The 18,442-nt window shown below is 54.3% G+C and carries 18 protein-coding genes; all 18 read left to right on the top strand.

Annotated features, from left to right (window positions below; genetic code table 11):
- The first annotated feature begins 22 nt into the window (after positions 1-22).
- On the top strand, positions 23-1,720 hold the full coding sequence (gene fliF / locus K0H80_RS06795; protein WP_220044738.1) for a flagellar basal-body MS-ring/collar protein FliF: 1,698 nt from the start codon (positions 23-25) through the stop codon (positions 1,718-1,720).
- Positions 1,713-2,756, top strand: coding sequence for a flagellar motor switch protein FliG (fliG, locus tag K0H80_RS06800; RefSeq protein WP_011865168.1), 1,044 nt, complete (start codon positions 1,713-1,715; stop codon positions 2,754-2,756). Before fliF ends, fliG begins: the two co-directional genes overlap by 8 nt.
- Complete coding sequence (gene fliH / locus K0H80_RS06805; protein WP_220073501.1) at positions 2,756-3,781, top strand: flagellar assembly protein FliH; 1,026 nt, start codon at positions 2,756-2,758, stop codon at positions 3,779-3,781. Before fliG ends, fliH begins: the two co-directional genes overlap by 1 nt.
- Positions 3,753-5,093, top strand: coding sequence for a flagellar protein export ATPase FliI (gene fliI, locus K0H80_RS06810; protein ID WP_144204208.1), 1,341 nt, complete (start codon positions 3,753-3,755; stop codon positions 5,091-5,093). Before fliH ends, fliI begins: the two co-directional genes overlap by 29 nt.
- 29 nt (positions 5,094-5,122) lie before the next feature.
- The gene (fliJ, locus tag K0H80_RS06815; protein WP_220073502.1) at positions 5,123-5,569 is read left to right on the top strand and encodes a flagellar export protein FliJ; all 447 of its coding nucleotides are present in this window, start codon (positions 5,123-5,125) and stop codon (positions 5,567-5,569) included.
- Between the two features lie 384 nt (positions 5,570-5,953).
- Entirely contained in the window at positions 5,954-7,642 is a 1,689-nt protein-coding gene (locus K0H80_RS06820; RefSeq protein ID WP_258406192.1) for a flagellar hook-length control protein FliK, read from the top strand.
- A gap of 100 nt (positions 7,643-7,742) precedes the next feature.
- The gene (gene fliL / locus K0H80_RS06825; protein ID WP_220073503.1) at positions 7,743-8,264 is read left to right on the top strand and encodes a flagellar basal body-associated protein FliL; all 522 of its coding nucleotides are present in this window, start codon (positions 7,743-7,745) and stop codon (positions 8,262-8,264) included.
- 42 nt (positions 8,265-8,306) lie between these two features.
- Entirely contained in the window at positions 8,307-9,332 is a 1,026-nt protein-coding gene (gene fliM / locus K0H80_RS06830; protein ID WP_011865174.1) for a flagellar motor switch protein FliM, read from the top strand.
- Between the two features lie 25 nt (positions 9,333-9,357).
- On the top strand, positions 9,358-9,741 hold the full coding sequence (fliN, locus tag K0H80_RS06835) for a flagellar motor switch protein FliN (RefSeq protein WP_011865175.1): 384 nt from the start codon (positions 9,358-9,360) through the stop codon (positions 9,739-9,741).
- A gap of 27 nt (positions 9,742-9,768) precedes the next feature.
- Positions 9,769-10,128, top strand: coding sequence for a flagellar biosynthetic protein FliO (gene fliO, locus K0H80_RS06840; RefSeq protein WP_434086644.1), 360 nt, complete (start codon positions 9,769-9,771; stop codon positions 10,126-10,128).
- 56 nt (positions 10,129-10,184) lie between these two features.
- Positions 10,185-10,892, top strand: a complete 708-nt coding sequence (gene fliP / locus K0H80_RS06845; RefSeq protein WP_258406242.1) for a flagellar type III secretion system pore protein FliP — start codon at positions 10,185-10,187, stop codon at positions 10,890-10,892.
- Positions 10,893-10,900: 8 nt separating this feature from the next.
- Positions 10,901-11,170: a flagellar biosynthesis protein FliQ gene (gene fliQ / locus K0H80_RS06850; RefSeq protein ID WP_011865178.1), complete on the top strand. Its 270-nt coding sequence runs from the start codon at positions 10,901-10,903 to the stop codon at positions 11,168-11,170.
- A gap of 42 nt (positions 11,171-11,212) precedes the next feature.
- A complete protein-coding gene (fliR, locus tag K0H80_RS06855) occupies positions 11,213-12,010 on the top strand; it encodes a flagellar biosynthetic protein FliR (protein ID WP_220073505.1) in 798 nt (265 codons plus the stop codon).
- Positions 12,010-13,143 (top strand): flagellar biosynthesis protein FlhB, encoded by a 1,134-nt coding sequence (gene flhB / locus K0H80_RS06860; RefSeq protein ID WP_220073506.1) that lies wholly within the window; start codon positions 12,010-12,012, stop codon positions 13,141-13,143. The genes fliR and flhB overlap by 1 nt, the downstream gene beginning before the upstream one ends.
- Before the next feature lie 152 nt (positions 13,144-13,295).
- Complete coding sequence (gene flhA / locus K0H80_RS06865) at positions 13,296-15,395, top strand: flagellar biosynthesis protein FlhA (RefSeq protein WP_220073507.1); 2,100 nt, start codon at positions 13,296-13,298, stop codon at positions 15,393-15,395.
- A gap of 11 nt (positions 15,396-15,406) precedes the next feature.
- A complete protein-coding gene (flhF, locus tag K0H80_RS06870) occupies positions 15,407-16,831 on the top strand; it encodes a flagellar biosynthesis GTPase FlhF (RefSeq protein ID WP_220073508.1) in 1,425 nt (474 codons plus the stop codon).
- Between the two features lie 4 nt (positions 16,832-16,835).
- Positions 16,836-17,717 carry a MinD/ParA family protein gene (locus K0H80_RS06875; protein WP_041406542.1) on the top strand — a complete coding sequence of 294 codons (882 nt, stop codon included), beginning with the start codon at positions 16,836-16,838 and terminating at the stop codon, positions 17,715-17,717.
- The gene (locus K0H80_RS06880; RefSeq protein WP_011865184.1) at positions 17,710-18,429 is read left to right on the top strand and encodes an RNA polymerase sigma factor FliA; all 720 of its coding nucleotides are present in this window, start codon (positions 17,710-17,712) and stop codon (positions 18,427-18,429) included. The genes K0H80_RS06875 and K0H80_RS06880 overlap by 8 nt, the downstream gene beginning before the upstream one ends.
- The last annotated feature ends 13 nt before the right edge of the window (positions 18,430-18,442 follow it).

The following is an 18,442-nucleotide window of genomic DNA, read 5'->3' on the forward strand; positions in this document are numbered from 1 at the left end:
GGTATTTATCGTGAGCACAGATATGGTAGTCGGAACTGGCGCTGGCACAACGCAGGACATGTTGGCAGGCGGCGTACAAGAAGAACATAAGCCAAGCGGCGGAATGTTTGGCGGTGTCGACATGCTCAGGCAGATCACCATGATCCTGGCGCTGGCTATCTGTCTGGCGTTGGCCGTCTTCGTCATGTTGTGGGCCCAAGAGCCCGAATACCGCCCTCTGGGTAAGATGGATACCCAGGAGATGGTGCAGGTTCTGGATGTGCTGGACAAGAACAAGGTCAACTATCAGATCGATGTCGACGTGCTCAAGGTGCCGGAAGATCAGTACCAAGACGTCAAGATGATGCTGAGCCGCGCCGGTATCGATAACTCGCCTAACCGTGATGATTACCTCTCTAAAGATAGCGGCTTTGGCGTGAGCCAGCGCATGGAGGCCGCCAGACTGAAAAACAGTCAGGAGCAAAACCTGGCGCGTACCATCGAAGAGTTAAAGAGCGTCAGCCGTGCCAAGGTGATCCTGGCCATTCCTAAAGAGAACGTGTTTGCCCGTAATCGCTCCAAGCCAAGTGCAACCGTGGTGGTTAATACCCGTCGTGGCGGTCTGGGTCAGGAAGAGGTCGATTCCATCGTAGATATCGTTGCCTCGGCGGTGCACGGTCTCGAGCCGACTCGGGTCACTGTGACCGATGCTAACGGTCGCCTGCTAAACTCAGGCAGCCAAACCGCAGGCTCGGCCAGAGCCAGACGCGAGCTCGAGCTGGTGCAGCAGAAAGAAGCCGAATACCGCAGCAAGATTGAATCGATTCTGATGCCGATTCTGGGACCTGAGAACTTTACCGCTCAGGTCGACGTGAACATGGACTTCACCTCGGTCGAGCAGACCGCCAAGCGTTATAACCCGGATCTGCCCGCGGTGCGTAGCGAAATGACGGTTGAGAATAACTCTACCGGTGCCAGCACTGGTGGCATCGCCGGCGCGCTGAGCAACCAGCCACCGATGGAAGCCAATATTCCTCAGCAGGCCACCGGCACTAGCGCTCAGGAGCAGACCCTACCGGGTTCTAGCCACAAGGAGGCGACCCGCAACTATGAGCTAGACACCACCATCAGCCATACCCGCCAGCAGGTGGGCGTGGTTAGACGGGTTAGCGTGTCGGTGGCGGTCGATTTCAAGACGGGACCTGCCGGTGAAGACGGTCAGGTGACCCGCGTTGCTCGCACCGAGCAGGAGCTGAGTAACATACGCCGCCTGCTAGAAGGGGCCGTAGGCTTCAACACTCAGCGTGGCGACATGATAGAGGTGGTCACCGTTCCCTTCATGGATCAACTGGTGGAAGAGGCGCCGGCGCTGGCTATCTATGAGGAGCCTTGGTTCTGGCGAGCCATCAAGCTGGTGATGGGCGGTCTAATCATCCTGGTGCTTATTCTGTTCGTGGTGCGCCCTATGCTCAAGCGCCTTATCTACCCTGATGGCCAGAAGATGCCAGATGCGCCATCTTTAGGTGATGAGTTAGCGGAAATTGAAGACCAATACGCCGCCGATACCCTTGGCATGCTCAATCGTCCCGATGCGGAATACAGCTATGCCGACGATGGGTCAATTTTGATACCGGATCTGCATAAAGACGATGATATGATAAAGGCCATACGTGCATTGGTGGCCAACGAGCCTGAGTTGTCTACGCAAGTCGTCAAGGGATGGTTACAAGAAAATGAGTAAAGACAAAGAGATCGACACAGCTAACGGTGAGTTCAATACCAAAGATCTGACCGGTATCGAGAAGACAGCCATCCTGCTACTCAGCCTTAGCGAAGCCGACGCCGCCTCAATCCTAAAACACCTCGAGCCTAAGCAGGTGCAGAAGGTGGGTATGGCCATGGCGGCCATGAAAGACTTCGGCCAAAACAAGGTGATCGGCGTACACAAGCTGTTTCTGGAGGAGGTACAGAAATACTCCTCCATTGGCTTTAACAGCGAAGAGTTCGTGCGTAACGCCCTTACCGCCGCCCTGGGTGAAGATAAGGCGGGTAACCTTATCGAGCAGATCATCATGGGGGGCGGTGCCAAGGGCCTAGAGTCACTCAAGTGGATGGATGCCCGTCAGGTGGCCACCATCATTCAGAACGAACACCCGCAGATCCAGACGATTGTGCTCTCCTATCTCGAGCCGGATCAGGCCGCCGAAATTTTTGCCCAGGCACCGGAAAATACCCGTCTCGATTTAATGATGCGTATCGCCAACCTCGAAGAGGTACAACCGGCGGCGCTGCAAGAGCTAAACGACATCATGGAGAAACAGTTTGCCGGTCAGGGCGGCGCACAGGCAGCGAAGATGGGCGGCTTGAAGGCGGCGGCCAACATCATGAACTACCTGGATACTGGCGTCGAAAGCCAGCTGATGGAGACGCTGCGCGAGACCGACGAAGAGATGGCGCAGCAGATCCAAGATCTGATGTTTGTCTTCGAAAACCTGGCAGATGTCGACGACATGGGTATTCAGACCTTGCTGCGTGAAGTGCAGCAGGATGTGTTGATGAAGGCCCTCAAGGGGGCAGACGATCAACTCAAAGAGAAGATCCTCGGCAACATGTCTAAGCGTGCCGCCGAGCTGCTTAAAGACGATCTCGAGGCCATGGGTCCAATACGGATCAGCGAAGTGGAAGTGGCTCAGAAGGAGATCCTCTCTATTGCTCGTCGCTTAAGTGACGCCGGTGAGATCATACTTGGTGGTAGCGGCGGAGAAGAGTTCCTCTAATGACCATGTCTGGCGACAAGAAGCCCCAAGAGGGGCAAGGCGTACACACCACACAAGCCGATTTTAGCCATTGGCAGCTGCCGGATGTGACCCCTGTGGTGCATGAGCCCAAGGAGAACATGTTCGGCCGCATCGCCCCGCAAAAGGCGGCTAAGGCGGTCGATGAGCCGGTGATGCCCCCCACCCTGGAGGAGATCGAGTCGATCCGCGCCGAGGCCGAGGCCGAAGGCTTCGCTCAGGGCCAGGAAGCCGGCATGGCCAAAGGCTTGGAAGAGGGCCGACTGAAAGGCCTAGAGCAGGGCCACGAAGAGGGCTACCGTCAAGGCCAGGCTCAGGGTATGGAGGCCGGCCTCGCCGAGGCCAAGCAGACGATTGCGAAATTTGAAGCCCTGATGCAGCAGCTATCGATGCCGCTCTCTCTGCTCGACACCGAAATAGAACAAGCGTTGGTTCAACTCAGCATGACCCTGGCCAAGGCGGTGATCGGCCATGAGCTTAAGACACATCCCGAACATATTCTTGCCGCTCTGCGTCAAGGGGTCGACGCCCTACCGCTGAAAGAGCAGGGGGCGCATCTGCGTCTACATCCAGAGGATCTCGCTATCGTCGAGCGACTCTATGAAAGCGCGCAGCTAACAAAAAATCATTGGGAGTTAGAGGCAGACCCAACCTTGAGCCGCGGCGAGTGTATCGTAAGCAACAGCCGTAGCCGGGTGGATATGGGGCTGGAGCATCGCATCAAGGCGGTGTTCGATAAGCTTATTGCCAGTGAGCAACGCCTCGAGCAGCAAAGGCTACAACAGCTCGCCGCCATGGAGAAGGTCCCCGAGCATCAAAACCAAGACCAAGACCAAGACCTAGACGGCGACGCTGCGCATGCGGGCCTCGAAACAGATAGCCAGGTAAGCGAGCCGCAACAAACGCAAGCAGTTGACGCATCGCAAGTTGCGCCGAGCGAACAGATTGCACCAGAAGCACCGCAAGAGACGAGCCCAGATGAAGACACGTCAAAACCGGCTTCTTGATAAGTTAAGGCAGCATACCCAGGCGGTCGCCCCTTTTATGCCGGAGGCCTCGGGCCAGCTGGTGCGGGTGGTGGGCCTCACTCTGGAAGCCACCGGCTGCAAGGCGCCCGTGGGCAGCCTGTGTAGCATAGCCACCATGGCAGGAGATCTGATCGCCGAGGTGATAGGCTTCGATGACAAGCTGCTCTATCTGATGCCCATCGAGGAGCTCAGCGGCGTGATGCCAGGTGCCAAGGTGACGCCGCTCGGTGAGCAGACAGGGCTGAATGTCGGCATGGGTCTGCTTGGCCGCGTGCTCGACGGCAATGGCGCGCCGATTGACGGCTTGGGGCAGCTGCATACCGATCAGAAAGCTACCCGTCATGCCACCATGCTAAACCCCTTGGCGCGCCGCGCCATCAGCGAACCTTTGGATGTCGGGGTGCGCGCCATCAACGCCATGTTGACCGTGGGTAAGGGCCAACGTATGGGCCTGTTCGCTGGTTCGGGTGTGGGTAAGAGTGTGCTGCTGGGCATGATGACCCGGGGCACCACGGCCGATGTGATTGTCGTTGGTCTGGTCGGGGAACGTGGCCGCGAAGTGAAAGAGTTTATCGAAGAGATCTTGGGCGCCGAGGGACGTGCCCGCAGCGTGGTGGTGGCTGCGCCCGCCGATACCTCGCCGCTGATGCGCCTTCGAGCCTGTGAGACCTCGACCCGTATCGCCGAGTATTTTCGCGATCTGGGTTACAACGTATTGCTGCTGATGGACAGCCTGACTCGTTACGCCCAGGCCCAGCGTGAGATCGCCCTGGCCGTCGGTGAGCCGCCGGCCACCAAAGGCTATCCGCCCTCTGTGTTTGCCAAGTTGCCTAAGCTGGTGGAGCGCGCCGGTAACGGCGGCGCCGGCCAGGGCTCAATTACCGCCTTCTATACCGTGCTCACCGAGGGCGATGACCTGCAGGATCCGATCGCCGATGCGGCGCGGGCCATTCTCGACGGTCATATCGTCTTATCGCGGGCGTTAGCCGATTCGGGTCATTACCCGGCTATCGACGTCGAGGCCTCTATCAGCCGTGTGGCGCCTATGGTGATCAGTGACGCTCATTTAGAGGCGACGCGCCGGGTGAAACAGATGTATTCTCTGTACCAACAGAACCGAGATCTCATCTCTATCGGTGCCTATACTCAGGGGAGCGACCCGCGTATCGATAACGCCATACGGCTGCAGCCAGCCATGAACGCCTTCCTGCGCCAGACCATGAAGGAAGCCATCAGCTTCGATTCCAGCGCCTTGATGCTGGGGCAATTGAGCGCCCAGTGTCAGGTATAGCCTGAATTTTACCGCAGAGCATAACGGCCATGGCAAAGCATGATCCCTTAGAGACAGTACTCAAATTAGCTCTCGACGCCGAGGAGGCCGCGGCGACTCAGCTTAGAGGCGTGCAGCTGACGCTCAACAAGTGCCGCCAGCAGCTCGATGCCCTGCAGCAGTATCGTCTCGATTACATGAAACAGATGGAGGCGCAACAGGGGCAAGTGATTGCCGCCAGCAGCTACCATCAGTTTCATCAGTTTATCCGTCAGATCGACGAGGCGATTGAGAAGCAGGTCTTCGCAGTGTCGGAGACGGATAAGCAGCGTCAGAAGGCTCAGCAGTATTGGCAGGGTAAGCAACAGAAGCGTAAGGCGGTCGAGCTGTTACTCTCACACAAGGCCGAAGCAAAACAAAAGTTTGAGGCCAAACAGGAACAGAAGATGATCGACGAGTTTGCTTCGCAACAATTTTTTCGCCAGTCTACCCGATAGCCTTAATCTATATGTGTAGAGGCTGGCATCTCTTTATTTTCCTCAAAACCATTTTACCGTCTCGCCACTTTTTTCAAGTCAAATTGTAATACCAATCACGATAGGTAAGTGAGCAGAGTAGCGTAGGAAAAACGTTCGAGAACAAGGCATGATCTTTCGGTAAGTAGTTATTTTACAATCAAAAATAATAACGCCGTTATCGAGCATTTTAACAAGCTAGCATGATCAGTTATTTACTAGGATTGGTATAATTAACTTGGCATTTTTATTGCTTGATATTGAGTAGTAAGGGCCAATGAGTCCAAAGCTTAGCGAATAATTGACGCTCGGGTGGCACGTCGCATTGTCGTGCCCTAGATGAGCGTTGGAGGAAGCATGCCACAGATGACCCAAATACTCCTATCTAATGTCGAGCCCGGCAAAGAGAAGGGCGGGGTGTTGCCCAGCGCATCAGATGTGAAATCGACCGCAGAGTCTAAGTCAGAAAACAAAGGTTTTTCAGAGGCTTTGGCTAAGGCGAGCGGTCAGGGTGAGGTGAACTCACAGGCAAAAACGCGCCCGCAGTCCCAGGTCGAAAACACGGCTCAAGGCGATAACACTGCTAAGGCCGATGCTAAGCAGGAGAAGGCGTCGACGCAGGACAAAGATAGCGACGATGTCTCCAACGTGCTGGCGCAGATCCATCTGGCGAACAAGCTGGGGGATGAGGCGGAGATTGCCGCCGACGGCGTCATTTTGCCGCCGGGTGATGCTGATGGTGAGTCATCTGCCGACAATGAGCTGTTTCCTACCTTTGTAAAAGGGGCTAAGGACAAGGTCGAAACCGAAAAAGCGGCCTTAGAGGGTATAGATGAGCTGCTTAAACCCGGCGCCGGAGATGATCATATCTTACCCATCATCAATCCAAATGGCCTGGGGAGCGAGGCGATATTGGCTCAGCTTCCTGAAGATGCTTTAAGTGAGGTGATGGCGCAAACCGGTTTGTCCAAGGATGAGCTGACGGCCTTACCGCCGCAGATGCTAGAGGGGCTTATTCATGGTGTGACTGATAAAGGAAAGCTGGGTCAGGGCCAAGGCAAGGCAACTGAGACCGATGAGGCAATTCTCGAGGCGCTGATCAGTGACGCCAAGCAGTATCTCGCTGCCCTGGCCGGTAAATCGCAAACCCAGGCGACTTCTTCTCAAGTTGGACCATCACAGATGGCTGGCGGTGCCAGTGATTCTCAAATCAGCCAAGCTGGTATTGGTCAGGCAGGTATTGCTCAAGTTGAGTCCAGCCAAGGGGGCTTAGGTTCAGCCGTTAAGGCGAACGGCTTAGATGTTGCGGCCGATGGCAAAGGGGCTAAAGCCATATTGGGCGAGGCCAAATTCGGTGACTCTAAGCTAGCTGAAGGTAAACTCGCCGCCGAGCAGGCACAAAATGGCGCTCTGAAGATGACCTCGGGCGCAGAGGGCCGCGATGGCAAAGCCGCGCAGGAGCTGCTGAAGGGCGCTAACCTTGCCGTGACCATGTCGCCAAAGGCCGGTGAAATGCCAGATGCCGCGGCAGAAACCAAGCTAAACGCATTATCGCTGCAGGGATTGCAAGGCGCTAGAAATGAGGTCCTCCCACAATATCAAGTCTCTATCAAGCCTCAGGGCGAACCTGTGACGCAGATGCAGGAGATGATCCATAAATTCTCGCCCGTGATGCGTCAGCAGCTGGTGGCCATGGTGAGCCAAGGCGTGCAGCAGGCGGAGATTCGCCTGGATCCGCCCGAGCTTGGCCACATGATGGTTCGGGTTCAGGTGCAGGGTGACCAGACCCAGGTGCAGTTTCATGTGACCCAGACCCAGACGCGGGATCTGGTCGAGCAAGCCATTCCACGTCTGCGGGAGCTACTGGCCGAGCAGGGGATGCAGCTGACCGACAGCAACGTCTCTCAAGGCGGTAAAGAGCAGGGCGGTAATGGCGAGCAAGGCGAGGGAGTGGGCCATGGTCTGCCTGAGATGGATGAAATTTCGGCAGAAGAGAGCCTGTTAGTGTCGAATAACGCAACAAGTTATCGTTCGGGTATAGATTATTACGCGTAAGCAGGTAACCTATAGGTTGGTATGATTGCCCAATCGTTTGATATGCGCTAAAAAAATCATGACGATGCTGAGTGTGAGCCGAGTGTGATAGGGATAAGAGATGGCGGAAGAAGAATCGTTAGAACTTGAAGAGAATGTAGAGCCTAAGAGCAAGAAGAAGCTCATTATCTTTGCGGCCATAGGTGCACTCTTGGTGGTCTTGCTGGGTGTGGGCGCCTGGTTGTTCTTGTCGGGTGACGAGCCAAGTGATGAGACCATGGCCGAAGGGGAGCAAACCGAGCAGAGCGAGCCGGCAAACAGCCGTGAAGCCTTCTATGTGGGGATGCCGAGACCCTTCCTATTTAATCTGCCTGGGCAGAATCGCTCCCGTCTGGTGGAGATCAAGGTGCAGCTCATGGTGCGTGGCTCTGACGATGATGTCTTGATCAAGAAGCATATTCCGCTTATCGAGGATGCGTTGCTGACCACCTTTAGTAGTGCCGATGTGCAGAAGCTCAGCTCCCTTGCCGGTAAAGACGAACTGCGCCAGTTGGCCCTGCTGAATGTACAGAATACCCTGCAACCTGTGACCGGACGTAAAGTGGTTGAAAAGGTGCTGTTTACCGGCTTCGTGATGCAGTAATGCCGGTGATTTATAAGCTAACAAGTATGATAGGACGATATTGTGAGTGATCTATTAAGCCAAGACGAGATTGATGCGCTACTTCATGGTGTCGACGACGTCGAAGAGGAAGAGGTGAGTGACGCGCTCGATGCGCGCGCCTATGACTTTTCATCACAAGATCGTATCGTCCGTGGTCGTATGCCGACCCTGGAGATCGTCAACGAACGTTTTGCACGCCACCTGAGGATCAGCATGTTTAACATGATGCGCCGCGCGGCCGAGGTGTCGATTAATGGCGTGCAGATGCTCAAGTTTGGCGAATATGTCCACACCCTGTTTGTACCGACAAGCCTGAATATGGTGCGTTTCAGTCCCTTGAAGGGCACGGCGCTGATCACCATGGAGGCCCGTCTGGTGTTTATCCTGGTGGATAACTTCTTTGGCGGCGATGGCCGTTTTCACGCCAAGATCGAGGGACGGGAATTTACTCCTACCGAGCGGCGTATCGTGCAGCTGCTTTTGAAGATCATCTTCGAAGATTATAAGGAAGCCTGGGCACCTGTGATGGATGTCGAGTTCGATTATCTCGACTCCGAGGTGAACCCGGCGATGGCCAACATCGTCAGCCCGACCGAAGTGGTGGTGGTGAGCTCTTTCCACATCGAGGTGGATGGTGGCGGCGGTGATTTCCATATCACCATGCCATATTCGATGATCGAGCCGATTCGTGAACTGCTCGATGCCGGGGTACAGAGTGATACTCAAGATACCGACATGCGTTGGTCTCAGGCCCTGAAGGATGAGATCATGGACGTAGAGGTGGGCCTGGATGCCACCATAGTCGAGAAAGAGATTTCGCTGAAGGATGTGATGGGCTTTAAGGCCGGCGACATTATTCCGGTGGAGATGCCCGAATATATCGTGCTGCGGGTCGAAGACCTGCCCACCTATCGCTGTAAGCTGGGGCGTTCGCGCGAGAATCTGGCCCTGAATATCCGGGAGAAGATCCCAAGGCCCGAAACGGTAAAAACCGAGCTACAACTTGTGACTAAGAAGAGTAAGTCTCGGGATCTCAATAATATTTAATGGAATGCGTTTAAGGTAGAAATCAATGAGCACAGAAGATACAGGTGACGATTGGGCCGCAGCCATGGCCGAACAGGCGCTGGAGGAGGCTCAGGCGGTCGAACTCGACGAGCTGGCCGATAGCTCAAAGCCGCTGACCGAAGAGGAAGCCGCCAAACTCGATACCATCATGGATATTCCTGTGACCATCTCCATGGAGGTGGGCCGCAGCTTCATCAATATTCGTAACCTGCTGCAGCTCAACCAGGGCTCAGTGGTGGAGCTTGACCGGGTGGCCGGTGAGCCGCTGGATGTGATGGTAAACGGTACCCTGATCGCCCACGGTGAAGTGGTGGTGGTCAACGACAAGTTTGGTATTCGTCTCACCGACGTTATCAGCCAAACTGAGCGTATTAAGAAACTCAAATAAGGAAGGCCTATGGGGATCTCATCCTTGATGGCCGTTGCGGCCGCCGCGACGACTACTCAGGTGACCGGTGAGCGAGAGTCGGCATTGGCCACCATGAGCAATATGCTGGGTGGCTTGCTGGTGGTGATCGCCCTGATCTTCCTGCTCGCCTACCTGGTCAAGCGCCTCAAGCTTGTGCCCAGTTCCCATGGTGTGCTTAAGACCCTGGCGGTCACCCCGCTTGGACAGAGAGAGAAGATGGTGTTGGTCGAGGTCGATGGCCAACAATACCTGCTGGGGGTCACATCGCAGCAGGTTTCGCTTATCGATAAACTCGATACTCCAATTATCATTGAACAGGACTCCTTTGCCAGCCGTCTGCGTCAGGCAAAGTCATCACAGTCATGAAACCAATAAAAATCATGAAACGGATCTTGGCCCCACTCTTGTTGCTCCTGGCCGTGATGGCGCCGCAACTGGCGCTGGCCCAGGATGGGATTCTCCCCGCGGTAACTGTCACCACAGGCGCCGATGGCTCGACCCAATATTCGGTGACCATGCAGATATTGCTGCTGATGACGGCGCTGAGTTTTCTGCCCGCCATGGTCATCATGCTGACCTCGTTTACCCGCATCATAGTGGTGCTGTCGATTCTGCGCCAGGCGATCGGCCTGCAGCAGACGCCTTCGAATCAGGTGCTGATCGGTATGAGTCTGTTTATGACCTTCTTCATCATGGCGCCCGTGTTCGACAAGATCTACGACCAGGCGGTGAAGCCCTATATCGACGAGACCATGACCATAGAGCAGGCCTATGACAAGGGTAAGGAACCGCTGCGAGCCTTTATGTTGGCCCAGACCCGGCTCACGGATTTGGAGACCTTCGTCGAGATCTCTGGCTACCAGAATATTCAATCGCCCGAAGATGCGCCCATGAGCGTGCTGATCCCTGCTTTCATTACTAGTGAACTCAAGACCGCCTTCCAGATAGGCTTCATGCTGTTCGTGCCTTTTTTGGTGCTTGACCTCGTGGTGGCCAGTATCCTGATGGCCATGGGTATGATGATGCTGTCGCCCATGATCGTCTCCTTGCCCTTTAAGATCATGTTGTTTGTGTTAGTGGATGGTTGGAGCCTGGTGATGGGCACTCTGGCCAACAGTTTTGGGATCTAGGAGCCGTTATGACACCCGAAGCCCTCATCGACATCTTTCGTGAAGCCCTATCGGTTATCGTGACCATAGTGTCGATGATCATCGTTCCCGGGCTGGTGGTCGGTCTGGTGGTGGCGGTGTTTCAGGCGGCGACCTCGATCAACGAGCAGACCCTGAGCTTCCTGCCCCGTCTGCTGACCACACTCTTTGCCCTGATGATCTTAGGCCATCTGCTGGTGCAGACCATGATGGAGTTTTTCTTGCAGATGGTGAATCTTATCCCCCAGGTGGTGGGCTAGGTATGAAGCGCCGCGCCCGCCCGGCTATCGAGCGTCGCTGAGATGGAGATCTTGCTATCGACTATCATGCAGACGCTATCGGCCTATATGTGGCCGCTGTTTCGAGTGTCGAGCATGTTGATGGTGATGGCGGTATTTGGCGCCAATACCACACCGACCCGTGTGCGCCTGCTGCTCTCGGTGGCGATCACCTTCGCCATCGCCCCCATGTTACCGGTCAATACCGAGGTCGAGCTGTTCTCCTTGGGAGCCGTATTCGTTACCGTGCAGCAGATATTGATCGGCGTCGCCATGGGGTTTGTGACGCTGCTTATCATGCAGACCTTCGTGTTAACCGGGCAGATCATCGGCATGCAGACCAGCCTAGGTTTCGCCTCCATGGTGGACCCCGGCTCGGGTCAGCAGACCCCGGTTATCGGTAACTTCTTCTTACTACTGACGACCATGATCTTCCTGGCGGTGGATGGTCATCTGGTGATGATCCGCATGTTGGTGGCCAGCTTCGATACCATTCCCGTGTCCATGGAGGGAATAAGCATCGCTAGCTATCGGCGTCTGGCGGAGTGGGGCGCCTATATGTTCGGTGCGGCGCTGACCATGTCCATCTCGGCGATTGTGGCGCTCTTGCTGATCAACCTCTCTTTCGGGGTGATGACCCGCGCCTCGCCGCAGCTTAACATCTTCGCCATCGGTTTCCCCGTGACCATGGTGAGTGGTTTGATTATTCTCTGGTTGACCTTGACGCCTATTATGGCGCATTTCGACGAGGTCTGGCGTTCGGCCCAGTTGTTGCTGTGCGATCTGGTGCAGCTGCAATGTAGCACTGCTGGGAGCTTCTGATGGCCGATAACGATACCAGTCAGGAGAAGACCGAAGAGGCGACCCCCAGGCGACGCGAACAGGCGCGAGAGAAAGGGCAGGTCGCCCGTTCTAAGGAGCTGGGCACCTCTGCTGTGTTGATGTCGGCGGCGGTAGGGTTTGCCGTCATAGGGCCGAGCCTGGGCCAGTCGCTGATGAGCGTGATGACTAACCTGTTTACCATGAGCAGACAGGAGATCTACGACACCAATAGCCTGTTTAACATCTGGATGATGGTCTTCAAGGAGCTGGCGATCCCTATGGCCAGCTTCGTGCTGTTTCTCGCCTTCGTTGCTTTTCTGGGTAACGTGGTACTAGGCGGGATCACCTTCTCCGCCAAGGCGTTCATGCCCAAAGGCAATAAGATGAACCCCATCAGCGGTTTTAAGCGTATGTTCGGGGTACAGGCCCTGGTGGAGCTGACCAAGGGGATCGCCAAATTCTCCGTGGTGGCCCTGATGGCCTATCTGTTGCTGAGTTACTATTTCACCGATATTCTTACCCTGTCCCAGGGGCATCTGCCGGGCAATGTCTATAACGCCCTGGATCTGCTGGTGTGGATGTTTATTGTGCTTTGCTCCTCTACCGTGATTATCGTGGTGATCGATGTACCGTTTCAGATTTGGAACCACAATAAACAGCTGAGAATGACCAAGCAGGAGATCAAAGACGAGTACAAGGACACCGAGGGTCAGCCTGAGGTGAAGGGCCGGGTGCGTCAGATGCAGCGTGAGATGGCGCAGCGTCGCATGATGGCCGAGGTGCCAAATGCCGACGTCATCGTCGTCAACCCAGAGCACTATGCGGTGGCGGTAAAATATGATGTGACCAAGGCCGCCGCGCCCTATGTGCTTGCCAAGGGGGTAGACGATGTGGCCTTTAAGATCCGTGAGATCGCCCGCGAGCATGATGTAGCCATCGTCTCGGCGCCGCCATTGGCCAGGGCCATCTATCACACCACCAAGATAGATCAGGAGATCCCCGAGGGGCTGTTTACTGCCGTGGCCCAGGTATTGGCTTATGTGTTCCAACTGCGTCAGTATCAGCAAAAAGGTGGTAAGCGTCCGACGCCTATCCCTATCAATCAGCCGATCCCTGATGAGCTAAAATACTAACGCTTTAAGTTGGTTAACTCTTATTTTGCGTCTGTACTGTCTGATATTTGTTCGTTTGTTATCCGCTCGAGTCGCTGCGAACTAAGCCGGCCTTAAGTTGGCGTACTTTTTGCTGAATCCTAGCTAGATGTCAAAGTTCAGGCGCTAGATTGATGGATTTGAAAGCAACGCTCGGTCAGATAAAACAGGTAAAACCCGCCAATTTTAAAGGGATAGGTACGCCCATATTGGTGCTTGCGGCGCTGGCGATGATCGTCTTGCCCATGCCGGCCTTCCTGTTGGATATCCTGTTTTCTTTTAATATCGCCTTGGCCCTGGTGGTCTTGCTGGTGGCCATCTATACCGACCGCCCCCTGGATTTTGCTGCCTTTCCCACAGTGCTGCTGGTTGCTACCTTGCTGCGTTTGGCGCTTAACGTCGCCTCGACCCGTATCGTCTTACTCGAGGGGCACAACGGTGGCGACGCCGCCGGTAAGGTGATTGAGGCCTTCGGCTCAGTGGTGATTGGCGGTAACTATGCCGTGGGTCTGGTGGTGTTTCTTATCCTGATCATCATCAACTTCGCCGTGGTAACCAAGGGCGCCGGACGTATCTCAGAGGTGAGCGCTCGCTTCACCCTAGATGCCATGCCAGGTAAGCAGATGGCAATCGACGCCGACCTTAACGCCGGGATCCTTAATCAAGATCAGGCGCGTATTCGCCGCGCCGAAGTAACCAAGGAAGCCGACTTCTATGGTGCGATGGATGGTGCCTCCAAGTTTGTAAAAGGCGATGCCATCGCCGGTATCATGATTCTGGTGATCAACATCCTGGGCGGTTTCGTCATAGGTATGGCCCAGCATGGGCTGGACTTCTCCTCTGCGGTTGAGATCTACACCCTATTGACTATCGGTGATGGCCTGGTGGCGCAGATCCCTGGCCTCTTGCTCTCTATCGCCGCGGCCTTGATGGTGACCCGTCAAAACGAATCTGGCGACATGGGACAGATGGTGATGAGCCAGATGTTCGATAACCCTAAGTCGCTTGCTATCGCCGCGGGCGTCCTGCTGACCATGGGCATAGTGCCTGGCATGCCGCATTTCGCTTTTCTCAGCTTTGGCCTGATCACCGCGGGCGGTGCCTATTTTCTGCATCGTAAGAAAGATCTCGACAGACAACGCGCCTTGGAGATCGCTAAGACATCACCTGCGACTCCCGGCGATGCCAAACCTAAAGAGCTTAGCTGGGATGATGTACAGCAGGTGGACACCATTGGTCTGGAGGTGGGCTATCGTCTGATCCCGCTGGTGGATAAGGGCCAGGGTGGTGAGCTGCTTGGACGCATCAAGGGCGTGCGTAAGAAGCTCTCTCAAGAGCTGGGCTTCCTGGTACCCGCCGTGCATATTCGCGATAACCTGGATCTGGCGCCAAACACCTATCGCATCTCTCTGATGGGGGTGGCCTCAGGTGAGGCGGATATTCGTCACGATTGTGAACTGGCCATCAACCCAGGTCAGGTCTATGGCAAGCTTGATGGTGTCGAGACCACAGATCCCGCCTTTGGACTGGAAGCCGTGTGGATTGCCCCAGAGCTGAGAGAGCATGCCCAGACTCTAGGTTATACCGTGGTGGATGCCGCCACCGTAGTGGCGACTCACTTGAGTCAGCTGTTAACCAATAACGCCTCCAAGTTGCTGGGCTACGAAGAGGTGCAGCAGCTGATGGATATGCTGGCCAAGCTTTCGCCTAAGCTGGTTAGTGGCTTCATTCCCGATGTCTTGCCGTTGGGCACTGTGGTCAAGGTGATGCAGAACCTGCTTAACGAAGGCGTGTCGATCCGCGACCTTAAGACCATAGTTCAGACCCTGCTCGAGTACGGGCCTAAGAGTAACGATACCGAGGTACTTACCGCCGCCGTACGTATAGCACTTAAACGCATGATTGTTCAAGAAATAAGCGGTCCAGAACCTGAAATTCCTGTCATTACTTTGGCGCCTGAATTGGAACAGATGTTGCATCAGTCTATGCAGGCAACGGGAGGCGAGGGGCCGAATATCGAACCTAGCCTTGCCGAGAGGATGCAAAAGTCGTTACTCGACGCATCCCAGCGTCAGGAGATGGTGGGCCAACCAGCCATCCTACTGACATCGGGTATGTTACGTTCGACGCTGTCGCGTTTTGTTAAACATACGATTCCAAATCTGCGGGTGATCTCTTACCAAGAGGTACCCGATGAAAAACAAATTCGCATCGTATCAGCGGTCGGCCAGTAGAGGGTATTTAAGTGAAAATAAAACGTTTTTTAGCAAAAGATATGCGCTCTGCATTGGCCCAGGTGAAAGAGACATTAGGTTCGGATGCGGTGATCATGTCGAACAAGAAAGTTACCGGCGGTATCGAGATCGTCGCCGCGGTAGACTACGATGAGCCTAAGCCGAGCGTGGCGAAAAATGATGCCGCGCCTTTGTCACCCAGCTTTCTCGATCTGGCCGAGGAGAAGGTTTCTATCGGTCGTCAGCCCATTAAGACAGAGTCAAAAAAACAGCCATCACCCGTGGCCGATTCGCTGCAAGCGCTGCTCGAGCGTCAACAAAATCGCGTCAGTCAGCAATTAAGTCAATCGAATGAAGCACTCGAGATGCCTGCCTGGGCCCAGGGATTGAAGGCGCCAAGCGATGAAATAGCCGCGCCTAATATGCATGGCGGCATGCAGGCTAATACCCATGCCAATACACATGAGAGCCAGAATTTTAACCGTGCCAAACGCGATAAGAGCGCGTCAGCTAGCGAGCTCGAGTCTATGCGTGAGGAGTTGGCATCACTTCGCAACCTACTGACGCATCAGGTGACATCACTGCTGACCGAGCAGAAGAGCCGCTTGGATCCTGTGGGTGCCATGTTAGAGAGCCGCCTGCTGGACGCCGAGTTTAGCCCAGAGGTCGCCGCCAAGTTATCGGCTCTTAGTGAGCACTATGTACCGGCGGATCTGGTAAAGGCCTTGCCACGCAGCTTGGCGAACATGCTCGACAATCAAGGGGATGACATTGTTCGTCAGGGCGGTGTGGTCGCCTTCGTGGGCCCAACCGGTGTGGGTAAGACGACGAGTGTCGCAAAATTAGCCGCTCGATTCGCCGCGCAGCATGGTTCAGATCAAGTTGCGCTCATTACAACGGATCATTATCGCATTGGAGCCTATGAGCAGCTGGCAACCTATGGCAAAATAATGGGGTGCCCGGTCAAGCAAGCTCATGATCTCAATGAGTTGGAACAAATTCTTTATCAGTTCCGCAATCGCAAGCTAGTATTGATAGATACGGCGGGCATGGGACAGAGAGATGTGAGATTGTTCCAGCAACTTGATAATTTAACTGCAAATAGCAGATTACCTATTCGTAGTTATCTGGTACTGTCATCTACAAGTCAAAGAAGAGTGCTTGAAGATGCCGTCGCGCAGTTTACCCGGATTCCATTATCCGGCGCGATTTTGACCAAATTAGATGAATCAGTGGCCTTGGCACCGGCGTTGAGTGTGTTGATTCAAAGTGGATTACCTTTGAGTTATGTCACCGATGGACAAAGAGTGCCAGAAGATATGCAAGTAGCCGACACCTTAGCCTTAGCCAACAAGGCCCTGTCGGTACTCGAAAAGAAAGTGCAACCAATACAGAATAACGAAAGGTCATATGAACAGGCCTACGCATTTGAGTAATATAATGAGTCGGGATCAAGCAAGCGGTTTACGTATGATGAATCAACCATATAACGAAAAAGTAAAAGTAATTGCCGTAACCGGTGGTAAGGGTGGCGTAGGTAAAACCAGCGTATCGATCAATACCGCCGTCTCCCTGGCCGAGAAGGGCAAGCGTGTGCTTGTGCTCGATGCCGACTTGGGCCTGGCCAACGTCGATGTCATGTTGGGCCTGAGAGCCGAGCGCAATCTCTCCCACGTATTATCTGGCGATGCCGACCTTGACGATATTATCGTACGCGGTCCTAAGGGGATTGGCATTATTCCAGCTACCTCTGGCACCCAGGCAATGGTCGAGCTGACACCGGCCCAGCATGCGGGCCTGATCCGTGCCTTTAGCGAGATGAAGACCCAGTTTGATATTCTGGTGGTCGATACCGCGGCAGGTATCTCAGACATGGTGCTCAGCTTCTCTCGCGCTTCTCAAGATGTGTTGGTTGTGGTGTGCGACGAGCCGACCTCTATTACCGATGCCTATGCTTTGATTAAGATTCTTAGCCGTGAGCACGGTGTATTCAGGTTTAAGATTGTGGCAAATATGGTCAGAAGTTTGCGAGAAGGGATGGAGTTGTTTGCTAAACTTAGCAAGGTAACCGACCGTTTTCTCGACGTGGCCCTGGAGCTGGTTGCGACTATCCCCTTCGATGAAAACCTTCGCAAATCAGTTCGTAAACAAAAGTTGATCGTCGAGGCATTTCCTAAGTCGCCGGCGTCAATTGCTTATCACGGCCTAGCGAATAAGATTATAAGCTGGCCAGTGCCACAACAACCGGGCGGACACCTGGAGTTCTTTGTAGAGCGATTGGTTCAACGTCCCGAATATCAAGAGGATCGTACGAGTGAGTAAAGCCGCTGCGTATACTTGTTTAGATAACAAAGCTTCTATTGTCGAACAGTATGCACCGTTGGTAAAAAGGATTGCTCACCATTTACTCGCTCGTCTACCCGCATCGGTGCAATTGGATGATCTGTTACAAGCAGGTATGATGGGCCTGCTTGAAGCCTCGGCCAAGTTCGATGGCAGCAAGGGCGCCAAGTTTGAAACCTTCGCCGGTATACGAATTCGCGGCTCTATGCTCGACGAAATTAGGCGAGGAGACTGGGTGCCCAGGTCGGTTCACCGTAATCAGCGACGCATAGCCCAGGTGATTGACGAGCTAGAACAAGAACTTGGACGTGACGCAAAAGACAATGAAATTGCGGATCGACTTGATATGACGCTCGATGAGTACCATCATATTCTTAATGATGTTTCTGTCGGGAAAGTAGTTGGAATTGAAGATCTTGGTGTATCGGTCGATGTAGTAAGACAGGAAGACGATCATCAGGACGACGCATTTGAGTCACTGGCAGAGACACAGTTCCACGAGGCCCTCGTCGAGGCGATTAAATTACTGCCAGAAAGAGATGGATTAGTTTTGTCGTTATATTATGACGAAGCATTAAATTTAAAAGAGATCGGTGCCGTACTTGATGTCAGCGAATCCCGAGTTAGCCAGATACACAGCCAGGCGATGCTCAGACTCAAAGCTAAACTCAAGCATTGGACCAAAATATAACGATTACATGAGC

The sequence above is a fragment of the Shewanella aegiceratis genome (assembly GCF_019457495.1).
GTDB lineage: Bacteria > Pseudomonadota > Gammaproteobacteria > Enterobacterales > Shewanellaceae > Shewanella > Shewanella loihica.